This is a genomic window from Sphingobium lactosutens (assembly GCF_013393185.1).
Classification (GTDB): domain Bacteria; phylum Pseudomonadota; class Alphaproteobacteria; order Sphingomonadales; family Sphingomonadaceae; genus Sphingobium; species Sphingobium lactosutens_A.
In genome coordinates this window covers 99,533-117,915 of the sequence record NZ_QJQX01000013.1, presented here as the reverse complement: position 1 = coordinate 117,915, position 18,383 = coordinate 99,533, and the positions used below count along the sequence as shown (strand labels likewise).

14 protein-coding genes are annotated in these 18,383 nt (G+C 60.9%); 9 read left to right on the top strand and 5 right to left on the bottom strand.

All coding sequences use genetic code 11. The features are described 5' to 3' along the window. The coding region (locus tag DM806_RS00920; RefSeq protein WP_179041400.1) for a UDP-glucose dehydrogenase family protein at positions 1-1,307 on the bottom strand (1,307 nt) is incomplete at its 3' end. A gap of 377 nt (positions 1,308-1,684) precedes the next feature. Between DM806_RS00920 and DM806_RS00915 the strand changes: the two genes are divergently transcribed. Genes DM806_RS00915 through DM806_RS00900 form a run of 4 tightly spaced genes read left to right on the top strand, consistent with a single transcriptional unit; the run spans position 1,685 to position 5,299 of the window. Next, positions 1,685-2,596, top strand: a complete 912-nt coding sequence (locus DM806_RS00915; protein WP_306294727.1) for a hypothetical protein — start codon at positions 1,685-1,687, stop codon at positions 2,594-2,596. Further along, the gene (locus tag DM806_RS00910) at positions 2,596-3,405 is read left to right on the top strand and encodes an ABC transporter permease (RefSeq protein ID WP_179041398.1); all 810 of its coding nucleotides are present in this window, start codon (positions 2,596-2,598) and stop codon (positions 3,403-3,405) included. The genes DM806_RS00915 and DM806_RS00910 overlap by 1 nt, the downstream gene beginning before the upstream one ends. Beyond that, positions 3,402-4,058, top strand: coding sequence for an ABC transporter ATP-binding protein (locus tag DM806_RS00905; protein ID WP_179041397.1), 657 nt, complete (start codon positions 3,402-3,404; stop codon positions 4,056-4,058). Before DM806_RS00910 ends, DM806_RS00905 begins: the two co-directional genes overlap by 4 nt. Continuing rightward, the gene (locus DM806_RS00900; protein ID WP_179041396.1) at positions 4,055-5,299 is read left to right on the top strand and encodes a glycosyltransferase family 4 protein; all 1,245 of its coding nucleotides are present in this window, start codon (positions 4,055-4,057) and stop codon (positions 5,297-5,299) included. The genes DM806_RS00905 and DM806_RS00900 overlap by 4 nt, the downstream gene beginning before the upstream one ends. Before the next feature lie 222 nt (positions 5,300-5,521). Here DM806_RS00900 and rfbD read toward each other — a convergent pair whose 3' ends face one another. Genes rfbD through rfbA form a run of 3 tightly spaced genes read right to left on the bottom strand, consistent with a single transcriptional unit; the run spans position 5,522 to position 7,802 of the window. Continuing rightward, the gene (rfbD, locus tag DM806_RS00895) at positions 5,522-6,379 is read right to left on the bottom strand and encodes a dTDP-4-dehydrorhamnose reductase (protein ID WP_179041395.1); all 858 of its coding nucleotides are present in this window, start codon (positions 6,377-6,379) and stop codon (positions 5,522-5,524) included. Further along, a complete protein-coding gene (rfbC, locus tag DM806_RS00890) occupies positions 6,376-6,921 on the bottom strand; it encodes a dTDP-4-dehydrorhamnose 3,5-epimerase (RefSeq protein ID WP_179041394.1) in 546 nt (181 codons plus the stop codon). Before rfbC ends, rfbD begins: the two co-directional genes overlap by 4 nt. Then, positions 6,918-7,802 carry a glucose-1-phosphate thymidylyltransferase RfbA gene (gene rfbA, locus DM806_RS00885; RefSeq protein ID WP_179041393.1) on the bottom strand — a complete coding sequence of 295 codons (885 nt, stop codon included), beginning with the start codon at positions 7,800-7,802 and terminating at the stop codon, positions 6,918-6,920. Before rfbA ends, rfbC begins: the two co-directional genes overlap by 4 nt. A gap of 347 nt (positions 7,803-8,149) precedes the next feature. Here rfbA and DM806_RS00880 point away from each other — a divergent pair, with 347 nt between their 5' ends. The 4 genes from DM806_RS00880 (at position 8,150) to DM806_RS27545 (ending at position 16,842) form a co-directional block, all read left to right on the top strand. Further along, positions 8,150-11,305, top strand: a complete 3,156-nt coding sequence (locus tag DM806_RS00880) for a hypothetical protein (protein ID WP_179041392.1) — start codon at positions 8,150-8,152, stop codon at positions 11,303-11,305. 508 nt (positions 11,306-11,813) lie between these two features. Continuing rightward, positions 11,814-15,140: a glycosyltransferase gene (locus DM806_RS00875; RefSeq protein WP_179041391.1), complete on the top strand. Its 3,327-nt coding sequence runs from the start codon at positions 11,814-11,816 to the stop codon at positions 15,138-15,140. 50 nt (positions 15,141-15,190) lie between these two features. Next, complete coding sequence (locus DM806_RS00870) at positions 15,191-16,078, top strand: sulfotransferase domain-containing protein (protein WP_179041390.1); 888 nt, start codon at positions 15,191-15,193, stop codon at positions 16,076-16,078. 32 nt (positions 16,079-16,110) lie between these two features. After that, positions 16,111-16,842 (top strand): CatB-related O-acetyltransferase, encoded by a 732-nt coding sequence (locus DM806_RS27545; RefSeq protein WP_306294726.1) that lies wholly within the window; start codon positions 16,111-16,113, stop codon positions 16,840-16,842. 36 nt (positions 16,843-16,878) lie between these two features. Here the strand turns inward: DM806_RS27545 and DM806_RS00860 are convergent, their stop codons facing one another. After that, the gene (locus DM806_RS00860; RefSeq protein ID WP_179041389.1) at positions 16,879-17,049 is read right to left on the bottom strand and encodes a hypothetical protein; all 171 of its coding nucleotides are present in this window, start codon (positions 17,047-17,049) and stop codon (positions 16,879-16,881) included. 276 nt (positions 17,050-17,325) lie between these two features. Here DM806_RS00860 and DM806_RS00855 point away from each other — a divergent pair, with 276 nt between their 5' ends. Further along, entirely contained in the window at positions 17,326-18,240 is a 915-nt protein-coding gene (locus DM806_RS00855; protein ID WP_179041388.1) for a hypothetical protein, read from the top strand. Positions 18,241-18,383: the final 143 nt, after the last annotated feature.

Genomic DNA, 18,383 nt, shown 5'->3' with positions numbered 1-18,383 from the left:
CCCGCGCCACCGACGCGGGAGAGGGAGAAGCCGGCCTCTGCGGCTTCGGCGACGGGGTAGATGTTGCGCAGGTCGACGAGGGCGTTGCCGTTCATCGAACCGGCGAGGCGCTTCAGATCGAGGGCGCGGAAGATATCCCATTCGGTGACGAGGACGAGGGCGTCGGCATCCCTGGCGGCCTCATAGGCGTCCTTCGCCATGGTGACGCCGGGCATCATCGGCGCGGCGACCTCCATGCCTTCGGGATCATAGGCGACGATCTTCGCGCCGGCATCCTCGAGCGCCTGGACGATGGCGATGCTGGGCGCGTCGCGCATGTCGTCGGTGTTGGGCTTGAAGGTGAGGCCGAGCAGCGCGACCGTCTTGCCGCGGGCGTCGCCGCCCAGCGCCTTGACGATCTTGCGGCCCATGGCCCGCTTGCGCAGGTCGTTGACCTGCACCACCGTCTCGACGATGCGGCTGGGGGCGTCATGATCCTGGCCGGTCTTGACCAGCGCCAGCGTGTCCTTGGGGAAGCAGGAGCCGCCATAGCCCGGCCCTGCGTGCAGGAATTTGGAGCCGATGCGATTGTCGAGGCCGATGCCGCGCGACACGTCCTGCACCTCGGCGCCGACCGCTTCGCACAGGTCGGCCATCTCGTTGATGAAGGTGATCTTGGTCGCCAGGAAGGCGTTGGCGGCATATTTGATCAGCTCGGCGGTGCGACGGCCGGTGAACATGAGCGGCGCCTGGTTGAGGTTGAGCGGCCGGTAGACCTGGCTCATCACCGCGATCGCGCGTTCCGAGCCGGTGGTGCCCACGACGACGCGGTCGGGCCGCTTGAAGTCGCCGATCGCCGCGCCTTCGCGCAGGAATTCAGGGTTCGACACGCACTGGATGTCGAGATCGGGGCGCAGGTCGCGGGCGATCCGCTCGACCTCGTCGCCAGTGCCCACGGGCACGGTCGACTTGGTGACGATCACCGCCGGGCCGTCGAGCGCCTCGACGATCTCCCGCGCTGCAGCATAGACGTAGGACAGATCGGCATGGCCATCGCCCCGGCGCGAGGGCGTGCCGACGGCGATGAAGATCGCGTCCGCGCCCTTGACGCCGGTTGCCAGATCGGTGGTGAAGGTCAGGCGGCCGGCCGCCGCATTGCTGCCCACCAGCTGGTCGAGGCCCGGCTCGTAGATCGGCATCCGCCCGGCTTCGATCGCCGCGATCTTGCCCGCGTCCTTGTCGACGCAGACGACGTCATGCCCGAAATCCGCAAAACAGGCTCCCGACACAAGGCCCACATAACCCGTGCCGATCATCGTGATTTTCATGAGTAATTCCGGCCCCGCTTTCGGTTGAGGAGATTTTCCCTAGCATGGTGATCCACGAATACAAAGGAGGAGTATGGCTATTGTGCAACGCGCCATTCGTGGCCCGCCCTATCGCGTTGCAATATGCTGGACTTTGGGAAAGGCTGCTCCTAACACAGCCGCGAACCACGGGCTGATGGATGCCGATGATAAAAATTCCTGAGCGCGTTGGCAAGTTGCCAACCCTTTTTGTCGCAGCGGTACTTATCCCCACGGCGCTCGCTGCCTTATATTTTGGCTTGAGTTCCGATGTATATTTGTCGGAGTCGCGCTTTGTCGTGCGAAGTCCTGATAAAAGCAATAATTCCAGCCTCGGCATCCTGTTCAAGGCAGGGGGCATGTCCAATGATGCGAACGAAGGCTATGCGGCGCACGATTACATACTTTCGCGCGATGCACTGGATGCGCTGAACCGGGACGGGATGGTGGCCAAGGCCTATGGCAATGGCGATATATCGATACTCAACCGCTTCGACCCTTTCGGCTTCAAGGGCGGGCATGAACGCCTTTACAAATATTATTCCGACAAGGTGGAAGTCGATCATGACGTGGTGTCGTCGATCACGACATTGAAGGTTCGCGCCTTCACGCCGCAGGAAGCGTTCGAAATCAACCGTCGCCTGCTCAATCAGGCAGAGCGGCTGGTCAACACGCTCAATGCGCGGGCGCGGTCGGACCTGATCGATTATGCGAACAAGGAACTGGGCGAAGCGAAGGAAATGGCGCGGCAGGCTGCGTCGGCCCTGTCGGACTATCGGAACCGTGAAGGGGTGGTCGATCCCGAGCAGCAGGCCACGGTCCAGCTGCAGATGATTTCGAAGCTTCAGGACGAGCTGATCGCGACCAAGACCCAGCTCGTCCAGCTCCGTGTCTTCACACCGCAGAATCCGCAGATTCCCGTTTTGCAGACCCGCGTCGAGGAGTTGGGCAAGGAAATCGACCAGCAGATCGGTCTGGTCGCCGGCAGCAAGAAGTCGCTTGCCGCCACCGCCGTGCAATTCCAGCGGCTGCAACTGGAAAGCCAGCTTGCCGACAAGCAACTGGCGGCTGCGATATCCTCGTTGCAGGATGCGCGGAACGAGGCACGCCGCAAGCGCGCCTATGTCGAACGGATCGTCGAGCCGAACCGGCCGGACTATGCGGCCGAACCGCGTCGTCTGCGCGGCATATTGAGCACTTTCGTCGTCGGCCTTGTCGTATGGGCGGTGCTTTCGATGCTGGTCAGCGGTATCAAGGAACATAAGGACTGATGTCGGACGAGCGTCAGGACGAGCCGAGGACCAGCTTCCTTCGGTCCTGTACGATCCAGCGGCGGGTGATCGGCGCGCTGCTGATGCGCGAAGTGATCACCCGCTATGGTCGTCACAATATCGGCTTTCTCTGGTTGTTCATCGAGCCGATGATCTTCACGCTTGGCGTTACCACTATCTGGGGCTTGACGAAGGCTACGCATGGCTCGGATCTGCCGATTGCCGCTTTCGCGTTGACTGGCTATTCGAGCGTGCTGGTATGGCGCAACATGCCGTCGCGTCTGGTGGATTCGATCGAGCCGAATCTGTCGCTGATGTATCATCGCAATGTGCGCATCATTGATATCTTCGCCGCCCGCCTGTTGCTGGAAGGGGTCGGCGTGGCCACCTCTTTCCTCGTATTGACGATCATTTTTGCGGCAGTCGGTCTGTTGCAGCCACCGGAAGATGTCCTCAAGGTCGTCATCGGCTGGGTCATGCTCGCCTGGTGGGGGACGTCATTGGGCATGTTCCTGGGCGCATTGTCGCACCGGAGCGAGCTGGTCGATAAATTCTGGCACCCTGCCGCCTATCTGTTGTTCCCGCTATCGGGTGCCGGTTTTCTCATCGACGCGCTGCCGACGAAATTTGCAAATTTCATTCTCTTGCTGCCAATGGTGCATGGTGTGGAATGCGTACGCGATGGGTTTTTCGGTTCTCATTTTGTGGCGCATTATGATCTGGGCTACATGGCTATGTGCAATCTTTTCTTCACGGTTCTGGCTCTGGCTGAAATCCGGCACGCAAGCCGCAATCTGGTTCCTGCATGATCCGGCTGGAAAATGTCTCGAAGGCGTATCGGATACGCTCCGGGCCACGTTGGGTATTCCGCGACCTCAACCTCACGCTGGAGCGGGGTGAGAAGATCGGGATATTGGGGCGTAACGGTGCAGGCAAGTCGACCTTGATCCGTCTGATCGGCCGGGTCGAACAGCCGACGTCCGGTCGCCTCCTCACCGACATGTCGATTTCCTGGCCACTGGCCTTTTCCGGCGCCTTTCAACAGTCGTTGACCGGCCTCGACAATCTGCGTTTCATTTGCCGCGTCTATGGTTCCGATCCGGTAGAGGCAGCTGCCAAGGTGGACGATTTCGCCGAACTGGGTCGCTATATGCGCGAACCGCTCAGAACCTATTCCGCCGGTATGCGTGCAAGGCTGGGCTTCGGCATTTCGCTCGCCGTCGATTTCGACTGCTTTCTCATTGACGAGATTGTGGCGGTCGGTGATGCGCGCTTCCAGCAGAAGTGCCACGATGAACTGTTCGTGAAGCGCAAGGATCGCGCGATGATCCTCGTGTCGCATAATGATGGCTATATTCGCGAACATTGTGACCGTGCATCGGTGCTGGCCGGGGGGTCGCTGACCCATTTCACCGACATGGACGCGGCCTATGATTATTATCAGGCGCATGATCGCGAATGAAATGGCTGGCAGGGCTGCTGGAACGCTTCGTTTCGACGGCAATGGGACGATCCGCCACGGGGCCTTTCGCGCCTCGCCGGCTTTTGGTCGATGTTTCGACGATTGCGCAGCATGATGCCGGTACCGGCATCCAGCGCGTCGTGCGGGCGATCTGGCTCCATCTCCATCGTATGGATCTGGGTGATGTCATGCTGCTGCCGATCGCTGCAACGGCGCGGCGCGGCTATGGCATAGCCCGGTTCGATCGCGAAACCGGCCGGTTGTCGCTGCCCGAAACGGACGCGCCGCTGCTTCAGGCCGGGGCTGGGGATATGTTCCTGGGCCTGGATCTCGCCGCGCACCGCCTGTCGCGTCATGAACGTCAGATCGCGCGCTGGCGGCGGCGCGGGGCGACGATCCACATTCTCGTTTATGACCTGTTGCCGCTCCAACGTCCCGAATGGTTTCCGGAGAGCACTGGGCGCAATTTCCGCAAATGGATCAACGTGCTGGCCCGTCGTGCCGACAGCGCCATCTGCATCTCCCGGCAGGTCGCGGCTGATCTGGACGACTGGCTTGCCGCCATGAAGGCGCCGCGCCGGATGGCAATTGTGCGCCCCGTTATCTCGTTGAGCGGGGCGGTGGAGGCGACCAATCCCACGCAGGGCATTGGCGAGCGGGGGCATGACGCCATCAGGCGAGCCAGGAAGCGGCAGACGGTGCTGATGGTTGGCACGGTGGAGCCGCGCAAGGGGCATGACTGTGTGCTCGACGCAATGGCGCATCTCTGGCGGGTGGCGGGGGAGGATGCCCCTGACCTCCTGCTCGTTGGCCGCCCCGGCTGGCGCACCGAGACGTTGCAGGCGCGGATGCGGTCGCTTGAGGCGGAAGGCGCTCGCTTCACATGGCTCGAACAGGCATCGGACGAGCTGTTGAATGCGCTATATGCGTGCGCCGCCCTGGTCGTCATGCCGTCCCGCGGTGAGGGCTTCGGCCTGCCCATCGTCGAGGCTTTGTGGCAGGGGCGCAAGGTGCTGGCGCGCGATCTGCCGGTGTTTCGGGAATTGGCTCGGCCAGGGCTCTTCTATTTCGACGACGAAGCGCCCGATGCCCTCGGCGCCCATATCCTTAATGTGTTGCGGGAGCCTGATCCGGCGCCTTGGGCTATGGATGGCTGGGATGACAGCGCGATGGCGTTGCTGCGTGCGCTGGGTGTGACGGTCGACCCGGACGCCGTCGGGGATCGGCCGCTCGTCTCCTGATCGGTTCGTGTAATCGGCGCCATCATCCGTCAGGGCATTGTGCGGAGCCAAAGGCCAGCGCAGCCAAAAGTGGGAACCGGTTTTAGCTGCGCTGGCCTACGGTTCCGCTTAAACGATGCGACCACAAAACTTGGAGCGCGCGACCCGCGTCAGATAGTAGGCAGCACGATCGAGGCCGGCTGGCCGGCCCCGCTTGCCATCCTTGGGAAGCAGGGCCGTACCTTATCCCTCGCTCTTGATGGCGGCGATCATGACGCGCAGGTTCGCGCGCCAGTGCGGCGTGGGGCCGCCCAGCGCGGCGAAGGTCGATGCCTTGTCCAGCACCGAATAATGCGGTCGCGTCGCAGGGGTGGGATAGTCGCTGCTTGGAATTGGCACGATCCGCGCTTCCTGTCCCAGCAGGCCTGCCGCCAGCGCTTCCTCCTGAATCGCGACGGCGAAGTCGTACCAGCTGGCCGCGCCACTGTCCGTATAATGGTGCAGGCCGGTGATGCCGGCCCGGGCCATCGTCCAGAGCGCACTCGCCAGGCCGGGTGCATAGGTAGGCGTGCCGATCTGGTCGGCGACGACGCGCACCTCCGGCCGCTCACCCATTAGTCGAAGCATCGTCCGCACGAAATTGCCGCCCGTCGGCGCATAGACCCAGGCGGTTCGCACGATAAGCGCATTCGGACCCGCCAGTTCCTCGCCGACCAGCTTGGTGCGGCCATAGGCGCTCAACGGAGCGGTCGGCGCATCGGGCCGATAGGGCACGCCTGCCAAGCCGTCGAAGACGAAGTCCGTCGACACATGGACGAAACGGGCGCCGACCGCGCGGGCGGCGTCGGCCAGCGTGCCGACCGCCGTGCCGTTGATCGCCAGCGCCAGTTCCTCTTCCTGCTCGGCCTTGTCCACCGCGGTATAGGCGGCGGCGTTGAACAGCAGGTCGGGCCGTTCCCGCGCGACGAAGGCCTGCACGGCCTCCGGCTGGGTGATATCGAGTTCATCGACATCGACGCAGGTCAACATCGCGTCGGCTGGGGCTGTCGCCTGCAAGCCGCGACCCAACTGGCCCTTGGCGCCTACGATCAGCGCCTTCATGCGAAGGCCTCGATCTCGTCCAGCGTCTTGCCGACCGCGTCCTTGCCCGACAATTGCGGCTCCAGTCCCTCAAGCGGCCATTCGATCCCGACCGCGGGATCGTTCCACATCAGCGACTGTTCGGCCGAAGGATCGTAGGTGGCAGTGCATTTGTAGAGAAATTCGGTGCCGTCCTCCAGCGCGACGAACCCGTGCGCGAAGCCTTCGGGCACCCAGAACATGCGCTTGTTCGCGGCGGACAGTTCCAGGCCTACCCACTTGCCGAAATGGGGGCTGGACTTGCGCAGGTCGACCGCGACATCCCACACGCGACCGGCTGTGACGCGCACCAGCTTGCCCTGCGGATTGGGGTTCTGGAAATGCAGACCGCGCAGCACGCCGCGCGCCGACTTGCTGTGATTGTCCTGCACGAAGTGGAGGTCGAGCCCGGCTGCCTTGAAGGCGGTGGCATTCCAGCTTTCGTAGAAAAAGCCGCGATCGTCGCCGAATATGCGCGGTTCGATGATCAGCGGGCCGGGAATGGCCGTTTCAATGACGTTCATGCAATTGCGCCCTTACCCTTGAGCAGGTCCATCAGATAGTTGCCATAGCCGCTCTTGCGCAGCGGCGAGGCAAGAGCTTCGAGCTGGCCATCGTCGATAAAACCCTGCCGCCAGGCGATTTCCTCAGGGCAGCAGATTTTGAGGCCCTGCCGCTCCTCGGTCACGCGAACATAGAGCGCGGCATCGAGCAGCGATCCGTGCGTGCCTGTATCGAGCCAGGCGTAGCCACGCCCCATGATCTCGACGGAAAGCGATCCCTCCTCCAGATAGAGGCGGTTGAGGTCGGTGATTTCCAGCTCGCCACGGGGTGAGGGGGCCAGGTCGCGCGCCATGTCGACGGCGCGGCCATCATAGAAATAGAGGCCGGTGACGGCATAGTTGGACTTGGGCTGGGCTGGTTTTTCCTCGATCGTCTCGGCGCGGCCCTCCTTGTCGAAGGACACGACGCCGTAGGCGGCTGGATCGCCGACATAATAGCCGAAGACGGTGGCGCCGTTGTCGCGCTGCCCCGCGCGGATCAACAGGTCGACCAGGCCATGGCCGTAAAAGATATTGTCGCCCAGTACGAGTGTGGAAGGGTCGCTGCCGATGAAGTCGGCGCCGATATGATAGGCCTGAGCCAAGCCCTTGGGTTCGGGCTGGACGGCGTATGAGAGGGAAATGCCCAGTTCTTTGCCGTCGCCCAATAATGCCTGAAAGGAAGGAGCATCATGCGGCGTAGTGATGATAAGGATATCACGGATCCCCGAAAGCATCAGGGTCGACAATGGATAATAGATCATCGGCTTGTCATAGACAGGCATCAATTGCTTGGAGACGCCCTTGGTTAGCGGATAGAGTCTGGTACCGGACCCGCCCGCCAATATTATTCCCTTACGCACATCTGTCTCCCGTAGAAGGCTCCGGGGGGTGTAAATGGCGCCGGAAGCGATTGCAAGACGATGTTGCGGCGCATCAAAAATCGGCGATATGGAAATCGGATATCCTGCGCGCGTCTATATTATAGTTGTCTAGCTACAACGGTTGATATGGCGATGAAATCGTTCGCCTGCATGAGGGGTGGCTATGCCGTGACAGCGGAAGTGCGGGGTTTCTCATTGACATGCAGGGCGTTGCGGTCAGAGATACGGCCCATCAGGGGCTGAGAGGCGGGCGTTAAGTGGACGATATGGTGTCGACGACAAATAGGGGTGCGGCGAATGACGGTAGCCTGCGGAACCCCGCGGGCATGGCGGATGCGCCCGATATCCATCCCGTTGTTCAGGCCAAGCGCACGGCCGTTCTCGTCGTGGCGATGCATCGTTCCGGCACCAGCGCGCTGTCGCGCACGCTCAATCTTCTGGGGTGCGACACTTCGCCCAACCAGATGCCTGCGGACGAATATAATGCATCGGGCTATTGGGAATCCCGACCCATCTATGAGCTGAACGAGAAGATTCTCAGTTCGGGCGGTGCGGGATGGGCGGACTGGATGGAATTCAATCCCAACTGGTTCCGATCCTCCGCCATGGACCGCTATCGCGAACGGGCGGAGGCCTGCATCGAAGCGGAGTTCGGCAAGTCCAACCTGTTCGTGATAAAGGATCCTCGCCTTTCCCTGCTCATGCCCTTCTGGCGCACGGTATTCGAGGGGCAAGGGATCGAGCCGGTCGTCATCCATACGCTGCGTAACCCGGTCGAGGTCGGCCGTTCGCTGGAGCGTCGCAACAAATTCCTGATGTCCAAGGGTATCTTGTTGTGGCTGCGCTACACGCTGGAGGGGGAGCGTGGCACACGGGGATTGCGCCGCTTCTTTACGACCTATGACGATCTGATGGACGATTATGTCGGTTTCATCGAGCGCTCGCAGGAAAATCTGGGCCTGTTCTGGCCCCGCAATTCCGACAAATTGCGCCGTGAACTCAGCACCTTCCTGGCGGACGGGCTACGCCATCACAAAGAAGCCGGGAAAAGCCTGCGTTCGCTGAGCTATGCCGCAAAATGGGTGGAGACCACCTATGACGTGCTCAAGGATTTCGCGGCAAATGGGGAAAACGACGCCGGAAGGGCGGTGCTGGATGCCGTCCATGCCGAATTTACCGCAGCGGGCCATGCGCTCGGTTCGATCGTCAAGGAAAATGACGAGCGTTTTGCGCATATCGGTCAGCTCAAGCAGGAGCATGAAGAAAGCGAGGCGCGCAAGGCCGAACTGGAGCAGGCTGTCGCGCAGGCGAAAAGTCAGCAGGATGCGGTAAAGGTCGAACGGGCCGCCGTCGAAGCCAAGGCGGCCGCAGCGCTTCAGCGCAGCGAGGCGCTGCAGAAGGAAAAGGCTGCGGTCGAGGATCAGCATCGCGCGACGCAAAAGGAGCGCGAGGAACTGCGGCAAAAGACGCAGGCGCTGGAAAGCGCCGTGGCGCAGGCTCGCCAGCAACGCGACGAGATCAAAGCGGCGCAGGCTGAAATCGAGGCCCGGGCCGTGAAGGCGCAGGAACAGGCCGACGCGATTCAGCGCGCCAAGACCGCACTGGAGCAGCGCCATCTGGCGACCCAGAAGGAACGGGACGGGTTGCGAGAAGTGAGGGCGCAACTGGAAGCGGAGCAGGCGGCTGCCGCCAAGGAACGGGACGATCTGCAGGACCGGGCGTCGAGCCTTGACGAGGCTCTGGCCGGAGCGGTTAAGGAGCAGGAGGCGCTCAAGGCGGCCCAGGCCGGGATTGCAGCCGAGGCGAAGGCGGCGCAGGAGCGCGCGGACGCGATTCAGCGGGCGAAGACGGCGCTGGAAGAAAGGCATCTCGCGACCCAGAAGGAGCGGGACGGGTTGCGCGAAATGAAGGCGCAACTGGAAGAAAAGCATCTGGCAACGCAGCAGGAGCGCGATACTCTCCGCGGGCTGCGCGAAAAGCTCGAAGCCGAGCAGGCCGTTGCCGTGCAGGAGCAGGCGGCGCTGCTGGCTGAAAAGCAGGCTCTGGAAACGGCGGCCGTGGATGCTGATCGCGCTCAGGCGACCCTCGCGGATGAAAAGGCCCGGTTGCAGGGCGAACTCGATATGCGGGATGAAGCGATCGGAACGCTGACTCGCGACCTGCAGGACAGGGATGCCGCGCTGGCGGTGCGCGACCGGGATCTGGCAAGCCTGACCGTCGTGCTGGCGGATACCGAGCGAACCTCCGGCGATCATCAGATCAAGGCCGTCCAGACCGAACAACTGGCACAGCAATGGGAAACGGAATCCCAGCGCCTGGCCGCGGAATTGCAGGCCGTGCGCGAGGCGGGCGAGGCTGAACTGTCGGCCTTGCAGCACGCCCTTGCCCAAACCGAAAGTGCACTGCGTCAGCGCCAGCTCGAAAGCGAGCAGACGGGCGAGGAACTGATTGCGATGCAGCGGCAGGCGAGGGTCGAGCGCGAGGCCTATGAAACCGCCAAGGCGGTCTTCGACCAGAAACTGGAGGAGGAACGCTTCCGCGCCTCTTCCATGGAGAGAGGCCGGGCCGCGGCGGAGCAGGAGATCCAGCGTCGCTTCGACGAGATTGCGAGCGTTACAGAGCAGTTGGTCGGGCGGGAAGCTGACCTTGCGGTTGCCCGTGACGAGATGGCGGGCATCGCCGAGCAGCTGGTCGGCCGCGAGGCCGAACTCGCTGCTATCCGCCATGAGATGGCCGGCCTGGTCGAGCAATTGATGGGGCGTGAGGCGGAGCTTGTCAGCAGCCGTGACGGCCTGGAGAGCCTGACCGCTTTGCTCGCCGCGCGGGATGCCGAATTGGTGGAGGCCGGCAGGGCGCTTGCGGATGTGCGCCAGCGGGCCGGCGAGCATGAGCAGGAAATCCACAGGCTCCGGCATGAAATGGATGTCGCCGAGGGACGCATGCGCGAGAATCTGGCGCAGTCGGGTGCCAGCGAGCGGCGCTTCGTCGAGACGATGCGCGACTTCACCGCCGTGCTGCAGGACAAGGATGCGCGCCTGGTGCAGCTTGAGCAGCAGCATGGCATCGCGCTTCAGTCGGTGGAGACGGCGCGTGAAGGCGCCCGGCAGCAACGCGACATGTTGCAGGCGATGATGATCGCCAGCCGGGAGGATGTGGAAGCCCGGCGGAACGACGCCATGGGTACGCGCCAGGCCGGTGAGCAGATATACCAGCAATTCCTGGTGACGCTCCGGGCGATGCTGGCGCAGGCTGTCTTGCCCTTTCCGGCGCTCACGCGGCGCAAGACCATCGAACGGCAGCGGCGGATATTGGAGGACCATGCCGGCTTCGATCCTGCCTGGTATATCGCCGCCCATGAGGATCTGCGCGATTCGGGCGTCGACCCCTATCGTCACTATATCCGCCATGGCGTGGCGGAAGGGCGCGCGCCCAACGCGACGATGGAGGCATTGCGCGCCAGGATGTCCCCAGACCGGAATTGAGCCGCACGCGCGTCGTTCGGCCGTAACGCCGGCTGAACGACGCGGGTGCCGTTGTCGCCCGTCACGGCGTTCGCCCGAACATCATTGCGGTGCTGATGTGCCTTCCTCGACGGAAGACCAGTCTCCTTCCGTCTTTTCTGAAGCGCGTCTTCATCCCGTGGCAAGAGGCGCACGCCGGCGCTTCGCTACTATATCGCAATGATGGCGAAACATTGGAGCGACGAACTTGATCCGACCGGGCCGGATCATCTGTCCTGGTCCATGACTATTCGATTGTTCGACGTATCAACTTCACAAATATCGTGCAGTTTGTGGGCGTCATGGGCACGGATAGGACAAACTTAACGACTTTTTACACTTGCTTTGGCACGCCCCAAAGGTCAGGCTATATCCGTCCCAGTGACGATTAATGGCAGACGCAAGTCCATTGCGCTGAGGATGACCGGGGCCATGGGAGAGGCTACCGACGAGCCATTTGGCTGATCGTCAGGAATAAGAGGGGAAGTTGGTGCAGAATGTGAAATTGGCCGGGGCGGTGTCTGCCGATGACGTTGCCCGGATCAAGGAGTCGGACCTGTTCGACGCCGCATGGTATCTCAAAACCTATCCGGACGTTGCAATTCTCCAGATGGACCCGGTCGAGCATTATCTCTGGCTCGGGGCACGGCTGGGGCGCAATCCTTCTCCCCATTTCAGCACGACCTCCTATCTTGAGGTCAATCCCGACGTGCAGCAGGCCGGGATCAATCCTCTCACCCATTATGCCAGGAGCGGGCAGCGGGAGGGGCGCAGGATCGCACCGCGTCGCCGCGCGCTCGATCCCCAGTCATGGCTAAAGGGCGATGTGTCGGTCATCGACGATGCGCCCTCCATTCTCCTGTGCGCCCATGAAGGCAATGCGCAGATGTTCGGCGGGGAGCGCAGCTTCCTCGATATGCTCGAAGCGCTCGCGCAGATGCGGCTGAATGTCTATGTCGCGATGCCTGGCGAAGGCAATCTCGACTATATCGAAATATTGCGCCAGAAAAGCAGTGGCGTCTTCTGCTTCCCTTATTTCCAGTGGTCGAAGAACCGCAAGCCCGATGAAACCTCGATCGAGGATTTCACCCACATCATCGAACAGTGCAATATCAGTCTGGTCTATTGCAACACGATCGTGCTGGTCGATCCGCTGATCGCCGCGCGGCGCGCCGGCCGGCTGACCGCCATCCATGCTCGCGAACTGATCGATCATGACGAACATCTCTGCAATCGCATGGGCATGGACGCGCAGGGCATCATCGATCGCGTCCTGCAGCAGACCGATTATGTGATCGCCAATTCCGCCGCGACCCAGCAATTATTCGCCCACAGCCGTCGCAGCTTCCATGTGCCCAACGTCGCCAAGGTCGATCTGCTCGACATGCCCAACGTGCTGGGTGAAAATATCATCTTCGGCATTGTCAGCTCCAACATTCCGAAAAAGGGCATCGCCGATTTCGTCGAGGTCGCGCGCAAAGCTGAATCGCTGGTTCCCAGCGCCCGCTTCCGCGTCATCGGGCCGGACAATGACTATGTGGCCGAACTGAAGGCCGGGGATTTGCCGGGCAATCTCGAATTTGCCGGCTACGCCCACAGCCCTGCCGAAGCGATGGAGCAGGTCAATGTCGTCCTGACCCTTTCGCACTTCGCTGAATCCTTCGGCCGGACGGTGGCGGAGGCGCAGGCCGCGCGCCGGCCGGTGATCGGCTATCGCTGGGGTGCTGTGCCCGAATTGATCGATGAAGGGCAGACCGGCTTCCTGGTGGGCTACAAGGATGTCGAGGCGGTGCTGGCGCGCGTCAACAAGCTGTGCAAGGAGCCGGGCCTGATCGCCACCATGGGTGAGGCGGGGCGGCAGAAGATTGTGCGCCAATTCGCGCCGGTCGCGCTGCGCAACAATCTGCGCCACGCGCTGTCCGCGATCCTGGCCGAGGATGTGCCGCTGCGTGCCGATGCGACCCGCCGGCTGACCATCATCGTGCCGGTCTATAACGCGCCCGACGCCGTGGAGCGTTGCCTCAATTCCGTGTTGGCCAAGACCGATCTCTCCGCCAACCGCGTGCTGATGATCAACGACGGCAGCAGCGATGAACGCATATTGCCGATGCTGGAGGCGTTCGCCCGCAATCCGGGCTTTCACCTGCTCGTCAATCCGCGGAACATGGGCTACACCCGCACGATCAACCGCGGCATCGACTGGGCGGACAAGGATGACATCCTGTTGCTCAACAGCGACACGATCGTCCATGACGGCTGGATCGAGGGCATGCAGAAGATTGCGCTCGGCACGCCGAAGGCCGGCACGGTGACGGCGATGGGCGACAATTCGGGCGCCTTCTCCTTCCCGACCGCCAACATCGTCAACCCCATGCCCGAAGGCTTCACCCATGATGAATGGGCGAAGCGGATCATCGCCTTCACCGGGGAAACCGCGCCGATCGATGTGCCCACCGGCAACGGCTTCTGCATGTATATCCGGCGCGATCTGCTGGCGCATGTCGGCCTGTTCGACGAGGATGCCTTTCCCCGCGGCTATGGCGAGGAAAATGATTTCTGCATGCGGACGATGAAGGCCGGGTGGAAGAATTTCATCACGCCGCACGCCTATGTCTTCCACCAGCGCACCGCCAGCTTCGGTGCGGAGAAGGAAGGGTTGATGAAAACGGCGATGGAAATCGTCAACCAGCGTCATCCCGATTATGTCCGCCGGGTGCAGACCGCGTTCGGTTCGGGCCGGATGAAGGCGCTGCGGGCGCTGTCTGCCAGAGCCTATGAGGATGTCGCCGTGCCGGCCGTGCCCGCCTGGCGATCCGCGGCGGTGGGGGAGCCGGCCGACGGTTCCAGATATCGCGTCGGTCCCGAAAAGCGTTTCCAGTCGCTCAATCAGATGGTGATCGACTGGCATGGCCTGCGCGGGCAGGCGCCGCAGCGCGATCCCGATCTCGTGTCGATCATCGTCTGCGTCTACAATCAATATTCGCTGACCAACAAATGCCTCAACGCGCTGGCGCGCCACTGCGGCCGGGCGAAGATCGAAATCATCATGGTGAACAATGCCAGCGATGAGGAAACATCCGGTCTGCTCGACGAATGGGCGGCACGGGATGGCCGCATCACGGTGATCCATAATTTCGACAATCTGAACTTCTCGCTGGGCAACAATATCGGATTTGCCGCTTCGCATGGCGCTCGGGTGGTCTTCCTGAACAATGATACCGAAGTGCAGCCGGGCTGGCTGGAGCCGCTGCTGGCGCCGCTGGCGGACCCGGAAGTGATGGGGACGCAGCCCAAGCTTCTCTATCCCGACGGTCGTGTGCAGTGCGTGGGCGTGGTCTTCTCGGGCAAGACGCCGCTCGGCTACCCCATCTATGTGGATGAGGCCGCTGATTCACCGCTGGTGACGCAGAACCGGCGTTTCCGCGCGATCACCGGCGCCTGTTTCGCGATGCGCGCCACCGATTTCGCGTCGGTCGGTGGGTTCGACACCGTCTTCATCAACGGGCAAGAGGATATCGACCTCTGCTATCGCACAGGCCATGGCCGCAATGTGTTCGAATATGTCGCCGGGTCGACCGTCACGCATCATGAAGGGCGCACCAAGGGCCGCGGCCGCTTCATCATCCATAATCGCTACAGCTATGCTGCACGCTGGAGCAACGTCTTCCCTGGCGACGACGCTAGCTATTATATGCAGGACGGTTTTGCGGTCGCGGAATATGTGATCGATCGGCCGGAACTGGACGAAGCGGGTATCGCCTGCTGGCGCGCGCGGATAGAAGCGACAGCCACGAATCCGATATCCGTCAGCGGGTAATAATATCCTGTTCATGGAAAAATCCAAATTGCGGAAGAATTAAGCAAGAAATGCCCTTAGACGTTCGTCCCAATCTGATCATCGCCGGAGCACAGAAAGCGGGAACGACGACCCTGGCGACGCGCCTTGCCGCTCATCCGCAGATTTTTATGCCGCCCGAGAAGGAGCTGAATTTCTTCACCAAGGAGCGATGGTATCTGGAGATAGAAGCCTATCTCCAGCGCTACGTGTCGGGCGGTGAAGCGGTCTATCGACTGGACGCAACCCCTGGCTATCTCTGGACGGAGCGGGAAGATACCCGCTTTTACGTGCCTGCCAAGAGGGCCAAGCCGCCGATCCCGGAATCCATCAAATCCTTCCTCGGATCGCGAACGAAGATTCTCGTCATCCTGCGCCATCCTTCGCTGCGGGCCATTTCGGGCTTCTTTCACCAATTTCGCATGGGCCGTATCGGAACGGCCGACCGGATTCGGAACCTGCCGAAGAAATTCGGGTTGGTGGATATTGGTTTTTATTCCGATCATATCGCAAATTATCGAAAGGTCTTCAGCGAAGACAATATGCGAGTCTTCTTCCTTGAAAAGTATGGGAAGAATAAATCGGCCTATGATCGCGAGATATTCCAATGGCTTGGTCTTGACCCGGATGCGGTGGCGGATCGCGTGGGCAAAAATATCAAGGAAGACAGCAACGCGAATTTCCGGATCGGCTATGATGGCCGATCATTGATATTCCAGGATGGGATCGATCAGGTTCTGCGTCTGAAGATGCAGGACAATCGCTACAAGAAAATGCTCGAAGTCGATCCACCGATCGTCGAGCCGGAGGATATTGAATTTCTCAATAGCGTCTATCAGAAAGAAATTTCGCAGATGCGGAATCTGTATCCTGAGACGGCGGAGATATGGGACATGAATCCTACGCTGGCCGATTATTGATCCGCGAACGAAATTTCTGAAGAAAGAAAAGAATGAACGTTTCAAACAAGAATAAGGAGATCGTGGAGATATTCCGTAATTTCGGAATAAATCACAATATGTCGGCAAAGGAAATCGCTCGGCTCTGGGGTGAGATCGAACCGCCTGTACGCATATCGGAAACACGGATTTTTCATGACTTCAGCATGGGGGCCTTTTCCTATGTTTCCGGTGGCTTCCTCTATCATACGCATATCGGACGCTATTGCTCGCTCGCTAATCAGCTACATATCGGGCAGGGAAATCATCCGGTCGACTGGCTGAGTACGCACCCCTTCCAATATCAGCAGGGTATTTTCGATGTTCGCGACGGCTTTGAGTTCAAGGCCGAATATGAAGCCGACCGTTCGGCGCATGTGAAGAACGCCGTCCTGGGCCGCCCACAGCCCACCCGGATCGGCAATGACTGCTGGATCGCCCATGGCGTCTATATCAAAAATGGCGTGACGATCGGGGATGGCGCGGTCATCGGTGCGCGTAGCGTCGTGACCAAGGACATTCCGCCTTATGCCATGGCGGTCGGTTCGCCTGCCAAGATCATCAAGTTCCGCTTCGACGAACTGCTGGTCGAACGGCTTCTTCGCCTTCAGTGGTGGCGGTTCGCACCATGGCAGATGCGCGGCCTCGACATGTCCAACCCATCGCGGGCGCTCGATGGATTGGAGCAATTGATCGATGATGGCCTGGAAGAATATCGGCCGAAAAAGCTGGTCGTAAAGCGATGAGGTAGGGCACCGGCCGCAACGCGGCCCGTGGCTTTTTTAATGAAATGCCGCACTTTCATCGGCCAGTCTGGCCGACAGGATCTGCGCGAGAATCGCGACCAGCTCCGAAAGTGGTTCATTGCTCTCACGGCACTTTTCCACGACCTGATTGCACAGCTGCAATTGCTGCTCGGTCGTCTGGAATGGATGATGCAGAACTTGGGTCACGCTTCAGCCTCTTGTCATGAATGAGCCTGGCGTGGTCGCCTCGGTCGCACAGGGTGCGAAAATTCGCCCCGGATAATATCCATTGATCTATCTGCCGGCCCGCGCGGGAGTCAACAAGTTTCTCTATTGAATAAGTAGAAAATAGGCGGCTGGCCTGCGCATCGATGCCGTGGATCGCTCCTGTTCAGCCATCGTCCAAGTTCATATGGTTAGCATGATGGATCGCTATTGGCATTCTCACGTTGATCCCGTTCCCGAAGATGAAGGATATCGGATATGGCGCGTCAGTTGACTGCTGTGAAATGGACTTGCCTGTTGATCTGCGGGGCAAGCGCAACGATCGCCGCTTCGGAGCCGCGGCGCCGTCTGTCCATGGATTTCGACGAAGGGCAGGCAATGGCGTCGAAGCAATCGAGCACCATTGTTGATGCGCGTAGCCGGCAGGATTTCCGCGCGACGATCGACAAAGGCACCAAGGCGGCGGATCGTCCCCAAATCGTGTCGCAGGGATGCCATACCCCGCCCAGCTGCCTGCGCGTGTCATTGGATCCGAGCGAGAAAGGGGCGGCCAAGAACAAGATCATGTACAGCTTCTGGTCGCATTACAAACCCTTGCCCGGTGGGGAAGGGGGCAGAATCGTGATCGGCGACGGCGGCACGACGCGGATCCGTTTTTCCATGAAGCTGGACAATCGCTATGACACGCCGCTGCATCAGATGATCCATTTCCAGATCTTCCAGCCGGCCAAGGCGGGCGGCAATCCCAATGGCGAGGATATCAAGCCCGGCGGCCCTGTCGTGTCGCTGCGAATCGTCCCGGTGTCGCGACGCAAGGACAAGTCACCGGATGTAGAAGAGTTCATTATCGCCGTCCGCAATCCGGGAGCACTGAATTATCGCTATTATGACACGCGCGATCCCGGCGTTCTCTATCGCGGCACGATCCGTAAGGGGGAGTGGAACAGCTATAGCTTCGTGCTCCAGTCCGCGCGGCGTGGCGGCGATATGGCTGGCAGGATCGGTTTCTGGCTGAACGACCAGGAAAAGGTCGACAAGATCGTGCCATGGGGTTTCAACCCGGCCCAATTTGCCGTCAGCCCGCAACTGGGGGCGGAGCTTGGCAGCTATCGCAGCGCGGACGTCACCGGCCACCAGACCGTCTATTTCGATGATGTGACGATCGATCGCTGACGCATTTGCGAACGGGCAGGGGCCACCTGCCCTTCAATTGGAGCGAGATGACTTTACGTTGAGATGGCGGGATTTGTCTTATGTCATCCTGCTCAAAAAAAGCCCGCCGACGCTGACGCATCCGGCGGGCTTTTTTGCGTCCA